The 17,522-nt window shown below is 70.2% G+C and carries 14 protein-coding genes; 9 read left to right on the forward strand and 5 right to left on the reverse strand.

Features of this window, described 5'->3' with window-relative positions; all coding sequences use genetic code 11:
- Positions 1 to 3: 3 nt before the first annotated feature.
- From ACODRX_RS02830 to ACODRX_RS02845, 4 genes are all read right to left on the reverse strand, one after another.
- Positions 4 to 2,727: a CoA-binding protein gene (locus tag ACODRX_RS02830; RefSeq protein WP_488869526.1), complete on the reverse strand. Its 2,724-nt coding sequence runs from the start codon at positions 2,725 to 2,727 to the stop codon at positions 4 to 6.
- A gap of 13 nt (positions 2,728 to 2,740) precedes the next feature.
- On the reverse strand, positions 2,741 to 4,030 hold the full coding sequence (locus ACODRX_RS02835) for an ATP citrate lyase citrate-binding domain-containing protein (protein WP_488869527.1): 1,290 nt from the start codon (positions 4,028 to 4,030) through the stop codon (positions 2,741 to 2,743).
- 114 nt (positions 4,031 to 4,144) lie between these two features.
- Entirely contained in the window at positions 4,145 to 5,539 is a 1,395-nt protein-coding gene (locus ACODRX_RS02840) for a sensor histidine kinase (RefSeq protein WP_488869528.1), read from the reverse strand.
- Complete coding sequence (locus ACODRX_RS02845; RefSeq protein WP_488869529.1) at positions 5,526 to 6,206, reverse strand: response regulator; 681 nt, start codon at positions 6,204 to 6,206, stop codon at positions 5,526 to 5,528. The genes ACODRX_RS02840 and ACODRX_RS02845 overlap by 14 nt, the downstream gene beginning before the upstream one ends.
- A 111-nt stretch (positions 6,207 to 6,317) precedes the next feature.
- Here ACODRX_RS02845 and ACODRX_RS02850 point away from each other — a divergent pair, with 111 nt between their 5' ends.
- Positions 6,318 to 7,397 carry an ABC transporter substrate-binding protein gene (locus ACODRX_RS02850; protein WP_488869530.1) on the forward strand — a complete coding sequence of 360 codons (1,080 nt, stop codon included), beginning with the start codon at positions 6,318 to 6,320 and terminating at the stop codon, positions 7,395 to 7,397.
- A 189-nt stretch (positions 7,398 to 7,586) separates the two neighbouring features.
- Here ACODRX_RS02850 and ACODRX_RS02855 read toward each other — a convergent pair whose 3' ends face one another.
- Positions 7,587 to 8,087 (reverse strand): DUF421 domain-containing protein, encoded by a 501-nt coding sequence (locus ACODRX_RS02855; RefSeq protein ID WP_488869531.1) that lies wholly within the window; start codon positions 8,085 to 8,087, stop codon positions 7,587 to 7,589.
- 73 nt (positions 8,088 to 8,160) lie between these two features.
- Here ACODRX_RS02855 and ACODRX_RS02860 point away from each other — a divergent pair, with 73 nt between their 5' ends.
- From ACODRX_RS02860 to ACODRX_RS02895, 8 genes are all read left to right on the forward strand, one after another.
- Entirely contained in the window at positions 8,161 to 8,553 is a 393-nt protein-coding gene (locus tag ACODRX_RS02860; protein WP_488869532.1) for a YchJ family protein, read from the forward strand.
- 3 nt (positions 8,554 to 8,556) lie between these two features.
- Positions 8,557 to 9,222, forward strand: coding sequence for an HAD family hydrolase (locus ACODRX_RS02865; RefSeq protein ID WP_488869533.1), 666 nt, complete (start codon positions 8,557 to 8,559; stop codon positions 9,220 to 9,222).
- Between the two features lie 76 nt (positions 9,223 to 9,298).
- Entirely contained in the window at positions 9,299 to 11,002 is a 1,704-nt protein-coding gene (locus ACODRX_RS02870) for a GMC family oxidoreductase (RefSeq protein WP_488869534.1), read from the forward strand.
- A gap of 81 nt (positions 11,003 to 11,083) precedes the next feature.
- Positions 11,084 to 12,277: an ABC transporter substrate-binding protein gene (locus ACODRX_RS02875; RefSeq protein WP_488869535.1), complete on the forward strand. Its 1,194-nt coding sequence runs from the start codon at positions 11,084 to 11,086 to the stop codon at positions 12,275 to 12,277.
- A 140-nt stretch (positions 12,278 to 12,417) separates the two neighbouring features.
- On the forward strand, positions 12,418 to 13,338 hold the full coding sequence (locus ACODRX_RS02880; protein WP_488869536.1) for a branched-chain amino acid ABC transporter permease: 921 nt from the start codon (positions 12,418 to 12,420) through the stop codon (positions 13,336 to 13,338).
- Positions 13,338 to 15,158 (forward strand): branched-chain amino acid ABC transporter ATP-binding protein/permease, encoded by a 1,821-nt coding sequence (locus ACODRX_RS02885; RefSeq protein WP_488869537.1) that lies wholly within the window; start codon positions 13,338 to 13,340, stop codon positions 15,156 to 15,158. The genes ACODRX_RS02880 and ACODRX_RS02885 overlap by 1 nt, the downstream gene beginning before the upstream one ends.
- Positions 15,148 to 15,873, forward strand: coding sequence for an ABC transporter ATP-binding protein (locus ACODRX_RS02890; protein ID WP_488869538.1), 726 nt, complete (start codon positions 15,148 to 15,150; stop codon positions 15,871 to 15,873). Before ACODRX_RS02885 ends, ACODRX_RS02890 begins: the two co-directional genes overlap by 11 nt.
- Positions 15,870 to 17,501 carry a GMC family oxidoreductase gene (locus ACODRX_RS02895; protein WP_488869539.1) on the forward strand — a complete coding sequence of 544 codons (1,632 nt, stop codon included), beginning with the start codon at positions 15,870 to 15,872 and terminating at the stop codon, positions 17,499 to 17,501. Before ACODRX_RS02890 ends, ACODRX_RS02895 begins: the two co-directional genes overlap by 4 nt.
- The last annotated feature ends 21 nt before the right edge of the window (positions 17,502 to 17,522 follow it).

Raw genomic sequence — 17,522 nt, forward strand, 5'->3', positions numbered from 1 at the left:
GGTTCAGGCCACGAAGCGGCACTGCGATGCCGGCGTTCGCGTGTCCATGTTGCGGCCGCGGTTGAGGTGGTCGTCCGCCTCGGCGGCGCAGCCCAGCATCCGAGGATACAGGAAGATGGTGAAGGCGGCGGTCTCCAGCTCGCGCTCGCCGATGCGGCCCTCGGCCAGCGGCTGCCACAGCATCTTCAGCAGCAGCGCGGCGATCACCGCGTCGATGTTGACGCAGTACACGTTGCGCGAGACGCCGGCGTCGAACAGCTGCTGCACCAGCGCGCGGTAGAACTGGTGGAACACGTTGGTCTCGCCGCGGGCCTCGAACAGCTGGGCGATGAACACCTCGCGCGGGTCGTGGTTCACCGGCTTGTCCTTGAACACCGGGTGGTTCACGCCGGGCAGCTTGGCGATGTCCAGGCTGCCGGCGCTCTTCTTCTGCGCCTTGTAGCTGGCGTACTGCTGCACCGCGCGCTCGGCCAGCGCCTGCAGGTCGACGCCGTGCGCGGCGGCGGCCGGGTCCTTGAGGCCGCTGCCCTTGAACTGCTCGCACAGGTAGGCGATGCCCTCGTAGCCGTTGCCGCCGTGCGCATAGCCGGTGTGGCTGAGAAAGCCCATCAAGGCCTTGTTGAGCTGCACGCGCTCGGGCTGCTCGGGCCCGTCGGAGGAAACCGCGCCCTTGGCGCCCTGGGCCGAGATCGCGCCGGGCCCGTTGGTGAGCAGCAGGCCCACCAGGGTCTGGAAGGCGAACAGGTCGCCTTCGCCAGGCAGCTGGCCCAGCAGCGCGGCAAACGCGATCTCGCCCAGGCTCAGCTCGCCCAGCAGCCGCGCATCGTCGATGCCGCAAAAGCGCCCGGCCTCATGCCTGGCCGCGTCTGCCGAGGCGCCGATCAGCGTGCCGAACAGCTGTAGCCACCAGGGGAAACTCTCGGCCGTGGCGCGCGAGATGCGCTTGCGCGACAGCGGCCCCCAGGCCAGCGTGGCGCAGATCGCGGCCAGCACCGCCGCCTCGGTGGGGTGGCCGGGCTGGCCCAGCAGCCAGCGCAGGAAGACCGAGCGCGCGCCGTGCGCCTTCACGCCGGCCAGCAGCCGCTCGGCCTGCGGGTCGGGGCTGGCGCTGCTCAGCACCGGCTGGCCGGCGGGGTCCACCGCGGCGATGTCGAAGCTTTCCGACAGCGAGGCGCCGAACTCGTTGCCCAGGCCCGCGGCATGAAAGCGCTCGATCATGAAGCGCAGCGCCGCGCGCGCCGCCTGCTGGCGCCTGGGGCCGACGATGGCCGCGGCCGCGGCCAGCACCGCATTGGGCGCGTTGCCGGCCTCGCGGCTGGCCTGGGCGGCGGCCAGCTCGGGCCGGCCGTGCAGGTTGACATAGGCGGCGATGGCGGGCGCGATCAGCCGGCGGTCGTTGTCGCCGCCCGCGTCGTGCAGCAGCGCCAGCGCCACGTTCGATTCCAGCGGCAGCGTCGCGGCCGCCAGCATGCTGGTGCCATGCAGGCTGCTGACCTGGGTCTTGGCATCCATCTGCGAGGCGCCGGAGGCGTCCTTCATGCCCTGGCGCGGCACCACGCCGCCGATCTGGGTGTTCAGGACCGCGATCTGCTCGCCGTAGGGCGCCACCGCCGGCACCACCGGAATGCGCAGCGCCTCGGGCAGCTGCAGGCCTTCGTCGGAGCCGAACCAGGGCTTGAGGGCCAGGCTGCCCTCGGGCGCGAAGTCGGGCATGGTGGCGTTGGCGCGCATCACCGCGGTGAGCGCGGCCGGGATGTGGGCGATATTGGTCACCACCGCGCCCTTGGCCGAGAACACCGGGTTCTCGGGCGAGAAGATGCCGTCCACGCCGAACTTCTCCATGAACCAGCGCTCCTTGGCCTGGGCATCGTCGTTGCCGCCGGCCATCGCGCCGGCATGGCCCACCGCGCGGGTGAGCTTGCTCTTCCAGCGGCCCACCACGCAGGCCACCACCGGCTTGGTGAATTGCGCGTCGTATTCGTAGTAGCCGCCGGGCTCGCAGTACAGCACCGCGGCCTTGCTGCGCGCATCGTTGGCCAGCGCGAAGGCGAACTCGGGCGCGGCATAGTGGATATAGACGTCCTTGCCGCTGGAGATCACCGTGGTGGTGCCCCAGCCGGCCATGCGCAGGTACTGCGCGATGGTGGTGGAAAAGCCGCCCGAGTTGGAGAAGATGGCGATGGAGCCGGGCTTGAGCGAGTCGCCGGGCTTGTCGCCGCCCAGCGCGCCGCCGATGCGCACCTGGTTCCACGAGTCGGCCACGCCCAGGCCGTTGGCGCCGAAGATGTCGATGCCGTTGTGCTGGCCCATGGCGCGGATCTCGCGCGCATCGTGCACCGCGATCTTCTCGGTGATGATGAAGATCTTGCGCAGCTCGGGGTTCACGCGGATCAGCTCGGCCACCCCGTCGCGCGCCGCCGACGGCGGCAGGTAGACCACGCCGCAGTTGAAGCGGTGGCCGGCGGCGAGCGCGTCGCGCACGTTGTTGTAGACCGGGATGTCGCCGATGGGGGTTTCGAGCACCGAGCCGCCCTTGCCGGGCGCGGTGCCGCAAACCACGTTGCCGCCCGAGTAGGCATGGCTCACCGGCGTGACCTCGCTGGACTCGCCGCCCAGGATGTTGAGCACGCAGACCCGGTCGTCGCGCGAGGCGACCTGGGTGAGCGAGCTGATGCCGGCGTAGTACTTGAAGTTGCCGACACTGCGCATCTGGATGTTGCTTGGCATGTTGTATGTCTCCTCAGGCTGCCGCGAGCGGCGCTTCGATTCCCAGGCGCTGCGCGATCTGCGCACGGCCGCCGGCCTGCATCCAGGCGTCCACGTCCTTGGCGAACTGGATCACTTCGCTCATGTCGGAGTCGAAGCCGAACAGGCGGTAGGGCAGGCCCAGCGCATCGCAGGTGTCGCGCAGCGCGCCCATGCCGCGCACCAGGTTGGGGCCGCCGCGGCCGAGCACCACGTACAGCGGCGTGGGGCCGTGCTTGCTGAAGTGCTCGCGCAGCGCGTCGGCCATGGCGCGCAGGGTCTCGAAGATGTCGGTGTTGTTGCTCTTGCCGCCGATGATGAACAGCACGTTGGCCTGCCTGAGCCAGTGCTTGAAGCAGATGCGCGCCACCTCCTTCATCTTCTCGTAGGGCGGGTTGCCGCCGAAGTCGGAGCTGATGATGGCCGCGTCGCCCAGCATCTCGGTCACCAGCGAGTTGGCGCCGCCGCCGAATGTGGGCGCCAGCACCGTGCCCTTGTCGTTGATCACGTAGACGTCGCTCTGGCCCTGGTGGGTGCGCAGGGTGTTGATCTCCTGCTCGAAGGCCGAGTAGTCGGCGGCGAACAGGTGCGGCGGCAGCTTCAGGCGCAGCCAGCGCGGATCGTCGCGGTCGAAGCCGCACTTGAAGTCGCAGGCCACCGGCGTGAGGCGCCCCTTCTTGTCGGGCCGCATGCGGATGGGGTTGAGCTCCAGCGTGGTCATGCCGAAGTTGTGGAACAGCTCCCACAGCTTGGGCAGGTGCTGCACCAGCGGCGAGATGATCTCCTTGGGCGCGCCGATCTCGGTCAGCGCATTGGCCACAACGAAGGATTTGAGGCCGGTGAGCGGATCGAAGGGCACCTGGGCCACATGCTGCTTGTCCAGCTCCTCGATGTCCATGCCGCCCATGTGCGTGAGCGTCATCGTGGGCGCGCGGAACTGGGTGGAGTCGGAGATCGAGAAATACACCTCGTGCTCGGCCGGCACGCCGGCCTCGAAGGTCACGCCGTTGGCCTTGGCCCGGGTGTGGCCGACCTGGTGCTCGGCGAAGTACAGGCGCTCCTTCTCGGCCAGCGCGGTCTGCAGGTCCCTGGCCTTGCCGAGCAGGCCGGCCTTGCCTTTCTTGCCGATGCCGCCCTTGAAGACGGGCTTGATGAAGATCAGCCCATGCTTGTCGAGCATGGCCTTGATCTCTTCCTCGCTGGCGCCGGGGCCAAGCACTTCGGTCACGGGAAAGCCCGCGAACTCGAGCAGGCGGGCGCCATGTAGCATGCCGGTGATTTGCATGGGTGCTGTCTCCTTGTCGATCCCCGTCTGGGTGGGGTGCGGCCGATGGTAGGAGCCAGGGGCTTTCACCCACCTTTCATCCAGCCCTCGTGGATTTCCCGCAGGGCCGCGGGTTCACTGCGCGAAGCGCACGCGCACCAGCAGGCCGCGCCCCGTGGGCGGCTCGCCCAGCTCGACCTGCGCGCCATGCCGCCCGGCGATCTGGCGCACGATGGCCAGGCCCAGGCCGCAGCCGTCGGCGCCGCTGCCGTGCAGGCGGTAAAAGCGCTCGAACACCGCCTCGCGCTCGCCGGCCGGAATGCCCGGGCCGTCGTCCTGCACCTCGATGCAGGCGTGGCCGGCCGCGTCGCGCAGCACCGCGACGGCGACCTGCCCGCCCGCCGGCGTGTAGCGGATGGCGTTGTCCACCAGGTTGGCCACCAGCTCGCGCAGCAGCAGCGGCAGGCCGGGCACGCAGACCGGCGCCTCGCCGTCGAAACCCAGCTCGATGCGCCGCGCCAGCGCCGGCGTCAGCAGGCCGAAGCAGACCGCCCGGGCCAGCTCCACCAGCTCCACCGCCTCGGCGGGCTCCTGCGCGGCGGCCGGGTCGCTGCGCGCCAGCGCCAGCAGCTGCTGCACCATGCGCGAGGTGGTGTCGGTGCTGTCGTGGATCTCCTGCACGATGCCGCGCATGGCCTGCGCGTCGCGCTGCGCCAGGGCCTGCGCGGCCTGGGCCTTGAGCACCGCCAGCGGCGTCTTGAGCTGGTGCGAGGCATCGGCGATGAACTGGCGGTGCGCCTCGTTCAGCCGCCGCTGGCGGTCGGTGTGCAGGTTGATGGCCTCGATCAGCGGCGCCACCTCGCGCGGCACCTGCTGCAGGTCGATGGGCGTGAGGTCGCTGCGCTCGCGCGCGCGGATTTCGTCGCGGATGCGCTTGAGCGGCAGCAGCCCGCGGTGCACGCCCAGCGCGATCAGCAGCGCCGCCACCGCGATCAGCGTGAGCTGCAGGGCGCCGGCATCCAGCAGCACGCGGCGCGACAGCGCCTGGCGTGCGCCCAGGGTCTCGCCCACCTGGATCAGCAGCGGGCTGCACAGGCGCTGCTCGTACAGCGGCCGCTGCAGCGCCACGAAGCGCGCCGGCTCGCCGCGGTAGCTGGCATCGAAGAAGACGGGCTGGCCCTCGGCGCTGCCCGCGCCGGGCGCCGCGGCCGGCGGTGGCGGCGGAGGTGTGGGCAGATCGTCGTAGCCGGTGACCGTGGACGGCGGCTCCAGGCAGCTGACCCGGTAGAAGATCCGGTCCTGGGCCGGCGATTCGAGCATGTCCAGCGCGGCGGCGGGCACATCGACGAAAAGCCGCCCGCCCTGCACCGACACCTGCTCGGCGATGGCCAGCGCCGAGCCCAGCAAGGTGCGGTCATAGGCCTCGTTGGCCAGCGCCAGCGTGCGCACGTAGTGGATGCGAAAGCCCACCGCCCAGAGCGCGACCAGCGGCACCAGCAGCCAGCGCAGCAGGTGGCTACGCAGGCGCATCGTCGGCGGTCTCCAGCCGGTAGCCCAGCCCGCGCAATGTGCGGATGGTGGCGCCGCTGCCCTCCAGGCGGCGGCGCAGCCGGTGCACATACAGCTCCAGCGCCTCGGGGCTGACGGCGTCGTCGAGCGAGCACAGCTGGTCGCTCATCTCGCGCTTGCTCACCGGCTGCCCCGAGCGGGTGATCAGCACTTCCAGCACGCCGTGCTCGCGCCGCGGCAGCGCCAGCGCCTCGCCATCGACGCAGAACTGCATGGCGACGCTGTCGTAGCTCAGCCGGCCCACCTGGAACAGCGCGTGCGCCCGGCCGCGGCGCCGGCGCGCGAGCGCGCGCAGGCGCGCCACCAGCTCGTGCAGGTCGAAGGGCTTGGGCAGGTAGTCGTCGGCGCCGGCATTGAGGCCGCGCACGCGGTCGGGCGGCTCGCCCGAGGCGGTCAGGATCAGCACCGGCACGTCATCGCCCCGCGCCCGCACGCGCTGCAGCACCTCGATGCCGCCCAGGCCGGGCAGGCCCAGGTCCAGGATCACCACGTCATAGCGCTCCAGCTGCAGCAGCCCGTCGGCATGCAGCCCGTCGGCCACGGTGTCGAGCACCATGCCGGCGGCGCGCAGCTCGGCCGCCAGGGCGTGCGCCAGTTTGGGGTTGTCTTCTATCAGCAGGGTTCGCATCGGTTCGGCGGGGCAGGATGGTTTCGCAGGGGGTGCAGCGTACGTGATAATGGGCCAGCGACAGGGGGAACAATGGCATTGCGAGCGTGGTTGGTTGCCTGTGTTGGGCTGTTGACGCTATCCGCGGCCCTGGCGGCGGCGCAAGAGGGTAATCCCCTGGAGCAGGCGGCCACCGTGGCCGCGGCCCGGCGCGAGGGCGAGGTCGTGGTCTATGCGTCGACCGACGAGCGGGTGGCGCGGCCGCTGATCGACGACTTCCAGGCGCTCCACCCGGGCATCGCGGTGCGCTACCACGAGGGCGATAGCAACGCGATCTACCAGCGCTTCCTGCAGGAGAGCCGGCAGGGCCTGCCCGGCGCCGACGTGGTGTGGAGCTCGGCGATGGACCTGCAGATGAAGCTGGTCAACGACGGGCATGCGCTGGCCTATGCCTCGCCCGAGCGCGGCGCGCTGCCGGACTGGGCGGTGTGGCGCAACGAAGCCTACGGCACCACGCTGGAGCCGGTGGTCTTTGCCTACCGCAAGCAGCAGCTGGCCGCGGCCGAGGTGCCGCGCACGCACCTGGACTTCATCCGGCTGCTGCAGTCGCAGCCCGAGCGCTTTCGCGGCCGGGTCGCGACCTACGACCTGGAGAATTCCGGGCTGGGCTTTCTGGTGGCCACGCAGGACGCCAGGGCCTCGGCCATGCTGTGGGACGTGGCGCGCGAGCTGGGGCGGCTGGCGGCGCGGCAGATGACGAGCACCGCGGCGATGCTCGACAGCATCGCCGCCGGCGAGACCCTGCTGGCCTACAACCTGCTCGGCGCCTATGCCGGCGAGAAGGTGCGCGCCAACCCGGCGATCGGCCTGGTCTATCCGAGCGACTACACGCTGGTGGGCTCGCGCATCGCCTTCATCCACCGCCGCGCGGCGCACCCGCATGCCGCCCGGCTGTGGCTGGACTACCTGCTGTCGCGGCGCGGCCAGGGCATCCTGGCCAGCCAGTCCGGCCTGTTCGCGCTGCGCAGCGACATCCGCGGGCCCGGCACCGCCGCCGCGCTGCGGCAGGAGGCCGGCGGCGACCTGCGGCCGATCGGCATAGGGCCGGGCCTGATCGCCTACCTCGACCGCAGCAAGCGGCAGGACTTCCTGCAGCGCTGGCAGCAGGCGCTGCCGGCAGCCGGCAACGAGCCCGCGCGCGGCGCGCCTTGAGAACCATCCCTGTCAAGGTCTTGAGTTGGATAAGCGCCCTGTACGCAGTGAAGAGGTTGAGCGTTGTGCGTTGTGCGTTTTGGGTTTTGCGGGTTTCACGCTCAACGCAAAACCCTCAACGCTCAACGGCCTGCAGCGCCATGGGCACTCACTACGGCACAGCACCTTGAAATGGATGGTTCTCAGGGCTCAGATGCCCTCGTCCTGGCTGCGCGCCGCGCTGTCGCGGTTGCGCAGCACGATGGTGATCTGGCCATTGGTCTCTATCGTGGCCTCGTCCACCTCGTAGGTGTGCAGGCAGCCGGCCGAGCGCAGCGCGGCCTTGAGGTCGTCGGGCGTGATCTTCTCGCGCTGCATCACGGCCTGGCGCAGCTGGCCGTCCGAGATCAGGCGCTCGGGCGCGCCGTCCACCAGCCGCGAAAAGCGCGGAAAGCGATAGCAGGCATGGGCCATGGCGGTGTGGCACAGGATCAGCGTCGCGGCCGAGACCAGGCCGCCGATCAGCGAGTTGTCGCCCGCGTTCATCGAGTTCTGCACCGCGTTCGACAGGATCAGCAGCAGCACCAGGTCGAACGGCGCGTACTGCCCGATCTGGCGCTTGCCGGTCAGGCGCAGAAAGATCAGCAGGAACGCATACACGGCAATGCCGCGCACCACGAATTCCCACCACGGAACAGCCATGGTCCACATTGACAACTCCTGTTTTTGTAGCTGGTTGGGTTGACGGATTCTGCGCTTCCTGCGGTTTTGGCACAATAGCGGCATGAAGCGCAACGCATCCCCCGAGACCCTCTGCCCCTGCGGCAGCGGCCAGGACTACGCGGCCTGCTGCGGCCGCTACATCGAGCACTGGGACGAGGCGCCCGCGCCCGACGCCGAGCGGCTGATGCGCTCGCGCTACACCGCCTTCGTGCGCGAGCGGCGCGACTACCTGCTGGCCAGCTGGCACCCCAGCACCCGTCCCGATGCGCTGGACTTCGAGCCCGGCTGCCGCTGGCTGGGGCTGGAGGTGCGCGAGGCGGTCGGCTACGCGGATGCGGCGGCCGACGTCGAGTTCGTCGCCCGCTACCGCGTGCAGGGGCGGGCGGTGCGGCTGCACGAGCGCAGCCATTTCGTGCTGGAGGATGGGCGCTGGTACTACGTGGATGGAGAGTGAAAATTGAAGCAGGAATTTGATGCGGTGCTGTTCGATTGCGACGGCGTGCTGGTGGACAGCGAGGCCATCACCAACCGCGTGCTGCGCGGCATGCTGGGCGAGGCCGGCTGGGCGCTGAGCAGCGAGGAGTGCATGCGCCTCTTTATCGGCAAGATGGTGCGCAGCCAGCAGGCGCTGATCGAGGCCAACACCGGCCAGCCGCTGACCGACGCCTGGATGCAGCGCTTCTACGCGCGCCGCAACGCCGCGCTGGAGCGCGACGTGGCGGCCATAGACGGCGCGCCGTCGGCCGTGCGGCAGCTGTTCGGCCGGCTGCAGGGGCGCATCGCCTGCGCCTCGGGCGCGGACCGCGCCAAGGTGGAGATGCAGCTGCGCATCACCGGCATGCTGCCGTATTTCGCGGGCCGCATCTTCAGCGGCCACGAGCTGCCGCGCACCAAGCCGCATCCGGACGTGTACCTGGCGGCGGCCGCGGCGCTCAAGGTCGATCCGGCGCGCTGCCTGGTCATCGAGGACAGCGTCACCGGCACCACCGCCGGCGTGGCCGCGGGCGCCACCGTCTGGGCCTACCACCCGCCGGCCCATGCGGCGAGCAGCGCCGAGGAGCTGCAGGCCGCGGGCGCGGCGCGGCTGTTCCCCCGCATGGCGCTGCTGGAGGAATGGCTGTAAATCGGAGTTTTTTGGCGGGCTGTGTACCGCACGGATGGCAGGGGTGGTGTTAGGCGCCCGATAGACTGTTCCCGCAATGACGTCGAAGGAGACAGCCTTGGAGCAGTACGACGCGGAGTTTGACTATGTCATCGTGGGCGCTGGCGCGGCCGGCTGCGTGCTGGCCAACCGGCTGAGCGCCGATGGCCGCCACAGCGTCTGCCTGCTGGAGGCCGGCCCGCCCGACCGCCATCCCTACATCCACATTCCCGCCGGCTTCATCAAGGTGGGCTACGACCCGCGCTACACCTGGCCGTTCCAGACCGAGCCCGCGCCCGCCATCGCCGGGCGCAGCGTGGTGATGCAGCTGGGGCGCACGCTCGGCGGCTCCAGCTCGATCAACGGCTTCAACTACACCCGCGGCCAGGCGCGGGACTATGACGACTGGGCCGCGCAGGGCGCGCCGGGCTGGAGCCATGCCGAGGTGCTGCCGTACTTCAAGCGCAGCGAGCAGCGCCTGGGGCAGGGCGATGCGGCGTTCGACCCGGCCTTTCGCGGCACCGCGGGCGAGCTGCCCATCACCGATTGCGACTGGCGCCACCCGCTGTGCGACGCCTTCATCGACGGCGCGCGCACGCTGGGCATTCCCACGGGCGTGGACTACAACGGCGCCGTGCAGCAGGGCGCGGGCTACTACCAGCGCTGGATCCTGCGCGGGCGGCGCGTGAGCGCGGCCAGGGCTTTTCTCGAGCCGGCGCGGCGCCGGCCCAACCTGCAGCTGCGCACCCGGGCGCAGGCGACGCGGCTGCTGTTCGACGGGCTGCGCGCGGTGGGCGCGGAATACGCCGCCGGCCCGGGCGGCGCGCCCCGGCGCCTGCGCGCGCGGCGCGAGGTGATCGTCGCCGGCGGCGCCATCAACTCGCCCAAGCTGCTGCAGCTGTCGGGCATTGGCGATGCGCTGCAGCTGCAGGCGCTGGGCATGCCGGTGCTGCGCCACCTGCCGGGCGTGGGCGCGGGCCTGCGCGACCACTGCATGGTGCGCTCGGTGGTGCGGGTCAAGGGCGTGGCCACGATCAATGCGCTGGCGCGGGGCTGGCGGCTGTGGGGGCAGGTGGGGCGCTGGCTGCTGGGGCGGCCCAGCGTGCTGGCGATCAGCCCCTCGGTGTGCTATGCGTTCACCGGCGCCGGGCAGCTTGCCGGGCAGGGAGCCTGGCAGGATGGTGGCCGCGCGGACTTCCAGTTCCATTTCTCGCCGGGCAGCTATGCCGCGGGCATTGCCGGGCGGCTCGACGATTTTGCCGGCATGACGCTGGGCTTCTACCAGCTGCGGCCCGAGAGCCGGGGCCAGGTGCGGCTGCGCTCGGCCAGCCCCTGGGAGCCGCCGGCGATCCAGCCCAACTACCTGGCGGCCGAGGCCGACCAGCGCATGGCGGTCGAGGGCCTGCGCCAGGCGCGGGCGCTGCTGCATACGGCCCCGCTGGCGCCGTATCTGGAGCGCGACGAGGCGCCGCCGGCCAGCGCGGCCAGCGATGCCGAGCTGCTGGACTTCGCGCGCCAGCGCGGCGGCACGGCCTGGCATTTCATGGGCACCTGCCGCATGGGCGATGCGCGCGATCCGCAGGCGGTGGTCGATGCGGCGCTGCGCGTGCACGGCATCGAGGGGCTGCGCGTGGCCGATGCGTCGGTGATGCCGGCCATGCCTTCGGGCAACACCGGCGCGCCCACGATGATGATCGCCGAGAAGGCGGCGGACATGATCCTAGGCACAACCCGGGATGGACCTGGGCCGGCAGCGCAGTAACATGCCCTGGTACTTTTTTTCATAGCCAGACGGGCCGGCAAGGCCCGCGCCCACCACTCTGTTTTTTCAAGGAGACCATCGATGCAGAAGTTCACATTCCGGCTGGTGCAGATCGCGGCGCTGACCGCCAGCGCGTTCGCGCTTTCGGCGCAGGCGCAGGACATCAAGATCGGCTACACGGCCGACCAGTCGGGCAGCGGCGTGGCCGAGCTGGGCATCGCCGGGCGCTGGGGCTTCGAGGCCGCGATCGAGGATATCAACAAGGCCGGCGGCATCCTGGGCCGCAAGGTGGTGGGCGTGATCCGCGACGACCAGGGCACGCCGCCCAAGGCCATCCAGACGGTGCAGGACCTGATCGACAGCGAGAAGGTGCAGGCCCTGGTCGGCCCGGCCAACTCGGGCAATGCGCTGGCCTGGCTGCACATTCCGCAGCAGAAGAAGATCCCCGTGGTGGTGCCGATCGGCACCGCCACCGAGATCACCACGCGCTATGCCAAGGAGCCGCAGAACTACCTGTTCCGCGTCTCGATGGTGGACCGCGAGCAGGTGGCGCTGCTGGCGGCCTATGCGGTCAAGGCATCGAAGGACAAGAAGATCGCGGTGCTGGCCGACTCCACCGGCTACGGCCAGGGCGGCATCAAGGATGCGACCGACATCCTGGCGCTGCACGGCGTCAAGCCGGTGGCGGTCGAGAAGTACGGCCCCAAGGACACGGACATGACCTCGCAGCTCAACAAGATCAAGGCCGCGGGGGCCGACACCGTGATCATCTACGGCATTGCCGACGGCGCCGCGCAGGTGGTGCGCAGCATGGAGAAGATCAACTACCTGCCCACCACGCTGGGCACCTGGGGCAACCTGAGTTCGCTGTTCCCGAAGATGACCGGCCCCAAGCTGGCCGAGCACCTGATCATGGCCGCGTCCACCACCGAGGACAGCTCCGACAAGACCAAGGCGCTGGGCGAGCGGGTGCGCAAGAACTTCCCGACGCTGACCACCTTCCCCTGTGCCGCGCAGGCCTACGACTCGGTGATGCTGCTGGCCGCGGCGATGAAGCAGGCGAACAGCACCGACGGCGAGAAGGTGGCCGCGGCGCTGGAGAACCTGAACGGCGTGCAGGGCGTGATCAAGACCTACAACAAGCCCTTCAGCAAGACCATGCACGAGGGCCTGCATGTGGGCGACTTCTACCTGGCGCGCTGGAAGGGCAGCGACGTGGTGCGCTTCCAGGACGATATCTACAAGTCCATCACGCCCGCAGACCTGAAGCAGTGAGCGTGCTGCTCATCTGAAAAAATGAGAGCTTCTGGCGCTTATCCAGCAACGTTTTTGAATATGAATGTATTTGAAAACGTTGTGGGGTAAGCGGTGAAAGCTCACTTTTTTATGTCTCCAGCGACAATGGAAGGCGGCGCATGGCCGAATCGATACTCCAGGCGATCTTCAGCGGCCTGGCCCTGGGCAGCATCTATGCGCTCGTGGCCGTGGGCTTCAACATCACCTTCAACACCACCAAGACGCTGAACTTCGGCCAGGGCGAGTTCCTGGTGGCCGGGGCCTTCGTGGCGGTCTCGGTGCTGCTGTTGCTGGCGGGCAAGCAGATGACCGATGCGCTGCTGCCCGCCGAGGTGACGCTGGCGCGCTACCTGGCGAGCCTGGTCGCCACGATGGCGGTGCTGGCGCTGCTGGGCGTGCTGCTGTACTACACCGCGGTGCGGCCCTTCGTGGGGCAGGGCGGCATGGCCTGGGTGATGAGCACCATCGGCTTCGGCATCATCGTGCAGAACACCGCGCTGGCGGTCTGGGGGCCGTCGCCGCTGGTCATGCCCTCGCCGCTGGGCAGCGACGTGATTCGCATCGGCGGCGCGGGCGTGCTGCCGCAGGAGCTGCTGGTGCTGGCGGCCAGCGTGGCCGTGCTGCTGGCGCTGGACTGGGTGATGCGCGCCACCAAGATCGGCAAGGCCGTGCGCGCCGTGGCGCAGAACGGCAGCGCCGCCACGCTGATGGGCATCAACGTCGGCGCCATCGTGGTGCTGGCCTTCGTCGTCAGCTCCAGCCTCGCGGGGCTGGCCGGGCTGCTGATCGCGCCGATCACCACCGCGTCGGTGTTCATGGGCATGACGCTGGCGCTCAAGGCCTTCTCGTCGGCCATTCTCGGCGGCTTGACCAGCCCGCGCGGCTGCATGCTGGGCGGCTTCATCCTCGGCGTGATCGAGGCGCTGGTGGGCCTGTGGCATGCCGAGCTGCGCGAGATCAGCATCTTCGTGCTCATCATCGTGGTGCTGGTGGTGCGCCCGCAGGGGCTGCTGGGCCAGCGCATCGTGGAGAAGGTGTGATGGCCGGCGACCGCAAGCACTACCTGTGGCTCGCCATCGTGGCCGCGCTGGCGGCGGCGGTGCCGCTGCTGACCGACAACGACTTCTACCTGCGGGTGCTGTTCCTGATCGGCGTCAACTACATCGCCGCCGCCGGCATGAACGTGCTGGTGGGCTACACCGGGCAGAAGTCGCTCGGCCATGCCGGGCTGTTCGCGGTGGGCGCCTACACCGTGGCGCTGCTCACCGCGCGCTGGGGCTGGAACCCGTGGCCGGCCTTCATCGCCGCGGGTGTGATGGCGGGGCTGTTCGGCATCGTGATCGCGCTGCCGGCGCTGCGCGTCAAGGGCCCGGCGCTGGCCATGGTGACCATAGGCTTCGGCATCGTGGTGGAGAAGATCGTCTCCGAATGGCAGGATGTGTTCGCCGGCCAGCAGGGCATCTACGGCGTGGTGCCGCTGTCGCTGGGCGGCACCATGTTCAGCTCCAGGCACTGGGTCTGGTTCGTGCTGCTGCTGGGCGTGGCCCTGCATGTGATGCTGCGCCTGCTGCTGCGCGGGCGCTTCGGGCGCGCCTTCATGGCCGTCAACACCGCCGAGGTGGCGGCCGAGAGCGTGGGCATCAGCGTCTACCGCTTCAAGGTGCTGGCCTTCGTGATCAGCGCGGTCACCTGCGGGCTGGCGGGCGCGCTGATCGCGCAGCAGAACCAGTACATCAACTCCGACTTCATCACCTTCAACCTGTCGATCTTCATTCTGCTGATGGTGCTGTTCGGCGGGCATTCGGTGTACGGGCCGCTGCTGGGCGCGGTGGTGTTGACGCTGCTCGACTCCTTTTTGTCGCGCTGGCCGGGCGTGCAGCACTTCACCTATGGCGCGCTGCTGCTGTTTGCGCTCTACGCCATGCCCGACGGGCTGGCCGGCTTCGTCAAGCAGATGGCCCGCAAGTGGGCGCCGGGCCTGCTGCCCGCCGAGCCGCTGCCACAGCAGCTCGCGCCCTGGCGCCCGCGCGCCAGCGCCGGTGGCCAGGCCGGCGCCGAAGAGATGCTGCTCGAAGCCCGGGGCCTGTACAAGGCCTACGGCGGCGTGGTGCCCACGAACGAGGTGGACATCCGCATCCGCGCCGGCCATGTGCATTCGCTGATCGGGCCCAACGGCGCGGGCAAGACCACGCTGCTCAACATCCTCTCGGGCATCGTGCCGCCGGACCGCGGCAGCATCCGCTTCGGCGGGCGCGAGGCCGCCGGCCTGCCGCCCTACCGCATCGCCCGTGCCGGCCTGGGGCGCACCTTCCAGAACCTCAAGCTGTTCGCCGGCATGTCGGTGCTCGACAACGTCAAGCTCGGCCTGCACGCGCATGTGCCCACCGGCTTTTTCGGCAGCCTGCTGGGCCTGGGCGGTGCGGCCGAGCGCGCCGCGCGCGACGAGGCGCTGCAGATCCTCGATTTTCTGGGCCTGCAGGGCAAGGCGCAGGAGATCGCCGGCAGCCTGCCCTATGGCGTGCAGCGCCGGCTCGAGCTGGCGCGGGCACTTGCTACGCACCCGCGGCTGCTGCTGCTCGACGAGCCCGCCGCCGGCCTGAACCCGCAGGAGACGCAGGAGCTGGCGCAGGTGATCCTGCGCATCCGCGAGCTGGGCATCACCGTGCTGCTGATCGAGCACCACATGGACCTGGTGATGGCCGTATCCGACCATGTGATCGTGCTCGACTACGGCCAGAAGATCGCCGAGGGCGCGCCCGCCCAGGTGCAGAACGACCCGCGCGTGATCGCCGCCTACCTGGGCAGCGACGAGGGGCTGGATGAAGAGGCGTACGAGGAAGGTGGTGCCCATGTCCGATGAACTGCTGCGCATCGACGATCTGCAGGTGCACTACGGCGCGGTGCAGGCCTTGAAGGGCGTATCGCTGCAGGTGCGCGCGGGCGAGGTGGTCACCATCATCGGCGGCAACGGCGCGGGCAAGAGCACGCTGATGAAGGCGGTGTCGGGGCTGGTGCCGGCGGCCGCCGGCCGCATCGCCTTCGCGGGCCGCGACATCACCGGCGTGGCCGGCCACCTGCGCGTGCCGCTGGGCATTGCGCAATCGCCCGAGGGGCGGCAGGTGTTCGCCGACCAGAGCGTACTCGACAACCTGATGCTCGGCGCCTACCACCGCAAGGCGGGCGCGGCCGAGCTGGCAGCCGACATCGAGGCGCAGTTCGCGCTGTTTCCGCGGCTGCGCGAGCGCCAGCACCAGATGGCGGGCACCATGTCGGGCGGCGAGCAGCAGATGCTGGCGATCGCGCGCGCGCTGATGGCCAAGCCCCAGCTGCTGCTGCTGGACGAGCCCTCGCTGGGCCTGGCGCCGCTGATCGTCAAGGAGATCTTCGCCATCATCCGCCAGCTGCGCGCCGGCGGCGTCACCATCTTGCTGGTGGAGCAGATGGCCAACCAGGCGCTGGCGATTGCCGACCGCGCCTATGTGCTGGAGACCGGCCGCATCACGCTGGCGGGCAGCGGCCGCGAGCTGCGCCGCGACCCCAAGGTGCGCGCCGCCTACCTGGGAGCGCACGGATGAGCCGCGGCCCCGCCGACGAGACCTACGACTACGTGGTCGTGGGCAGCGGCGCCGCCGGCGCCATCGTGGCCGCGCGGCTGGCCGAGGACGCGGGCGTTTCCGTCTGCGTGCTCGAGGCCGGCCCGCCCGATACGCATCCCTACCTGCACCTGCCCGCCGGCTTCATCAAGGTGATCTTCAACCCGCGGCTGGCCTGGCAGTTCGGCTCGGTGCCCACCGCGCGCACCGGCGGGCGGCGCATTCCGCTGCCCCAGGGCAAGACCTACGGCGGCTCCACCTCGATCAACGGCCTGGTCTACAACCGCGGCCAGCGCGAGGACTTCGACGGCTGGGCCGCGCAGGGCAACCCGGGCTGGAGCCATGCCGAGGTGCTGCCGTACTTCCGCAAGACCGAAACCTACCTGGGCGGCGGCGATCCCGCGCTGCGCGGCAGCGCGGGGCCGCTGCCGGTCAGCGGCATCGACTGGATTCACCCGATCTGCGAGGCCTTTCTCGACGGCGCGGCCGAGCTGGGCATGCCGCGCAACCCCGACTACAACGGCGCCGCGCAGCAGGGCGTGGGCTATTTCCAGCGCACCATCGCCAACGGCCGGCGCATGAGCACCGCCAAGACCTTTCTGCGCCCGGCGATGCGCCGCCCCAACCTGCGGGTGATCGCCCATGCCCAGGCCACGCGCATCGTCTGCGAAGGGCGCCGCGCGGTGGGCGTGGAGTTCGCCCGCGGCCCGGGCGCGCCCAGTCGCCAGGTGCGCGCGCGTCGCGAGGTGCTGGTGTGCGCCGGCGCGATCAACACGCCCAAGCTGTTGATGCTGTCGGGCCTGGGCGACGGCGGGCGGCTGCAGCAGCTGGGCATCGAGGTGGTGCAGCACCTGCCGGGCGTGGGCGCGCAGCTGAAAGACCATTTCTCGATCCGCCTGGTGGCCCGGGTGCGCGATGCGCTCACCATCAACGAGCTGGCGCGCGCGCCGCGCCTGTGGGGCCAGGCCTGGAGCTGGCTGCGCGGCCAGCCGAACATATTGGCGCTGAGCCCGTCGCTGGTGCACTGGTTCTGGCAGTCGCGGCCGGGGCTTGCGCGCGCCGACCTGCAGGGCGTGTTCTCGCCGGCCAGCTACCGCGAGGGCTATGTGGGCATGCTCGACGTCTTTCCCGGCATGACCTGCGGCGTGTGGCAGCACCGGCCGCGCAGCAGCGGCAGCGTGGCGCTGGCCTCGCGCAGCCCGTTCGACGACCCCATCGTGCAGCCCAACTACCTCGATGACGAGGACGACCGCCACACCCTGGTGCGCGGCGTGCGCCTGGCGCGGCAGCTGCTGCACACCCAGGCGCTGGCGCGCTGGCGCGACGCCGAGGTGATGCCCGGCCCGCAGGTGCGCAGCGACGACGAGATCCTCGACTTCATCAGCCGCTACGGCGTCTCGTCCTACCACCTGAACGGCACGGCGCGCATGGGGCCGGCGGGCGATGCGGCGGCCGTGGTCGATGCCCGGCTGCGGGTGCATGGCATGGCGGGGCTGCGGGTGATCGATGCGTCTGTCATGCCCGAGATCACCTCGGCCAATACCTGCGCGGCGACCATGATGATCGGGGAGAAGGGGGCGGATATGGTGCGGGTGGATCGGGGGGCGTGAGCTTGCGCCAGCGGGTCAGGC

The organism is Comamonas sp. FG99 (genome assembly GCF_057808605.1).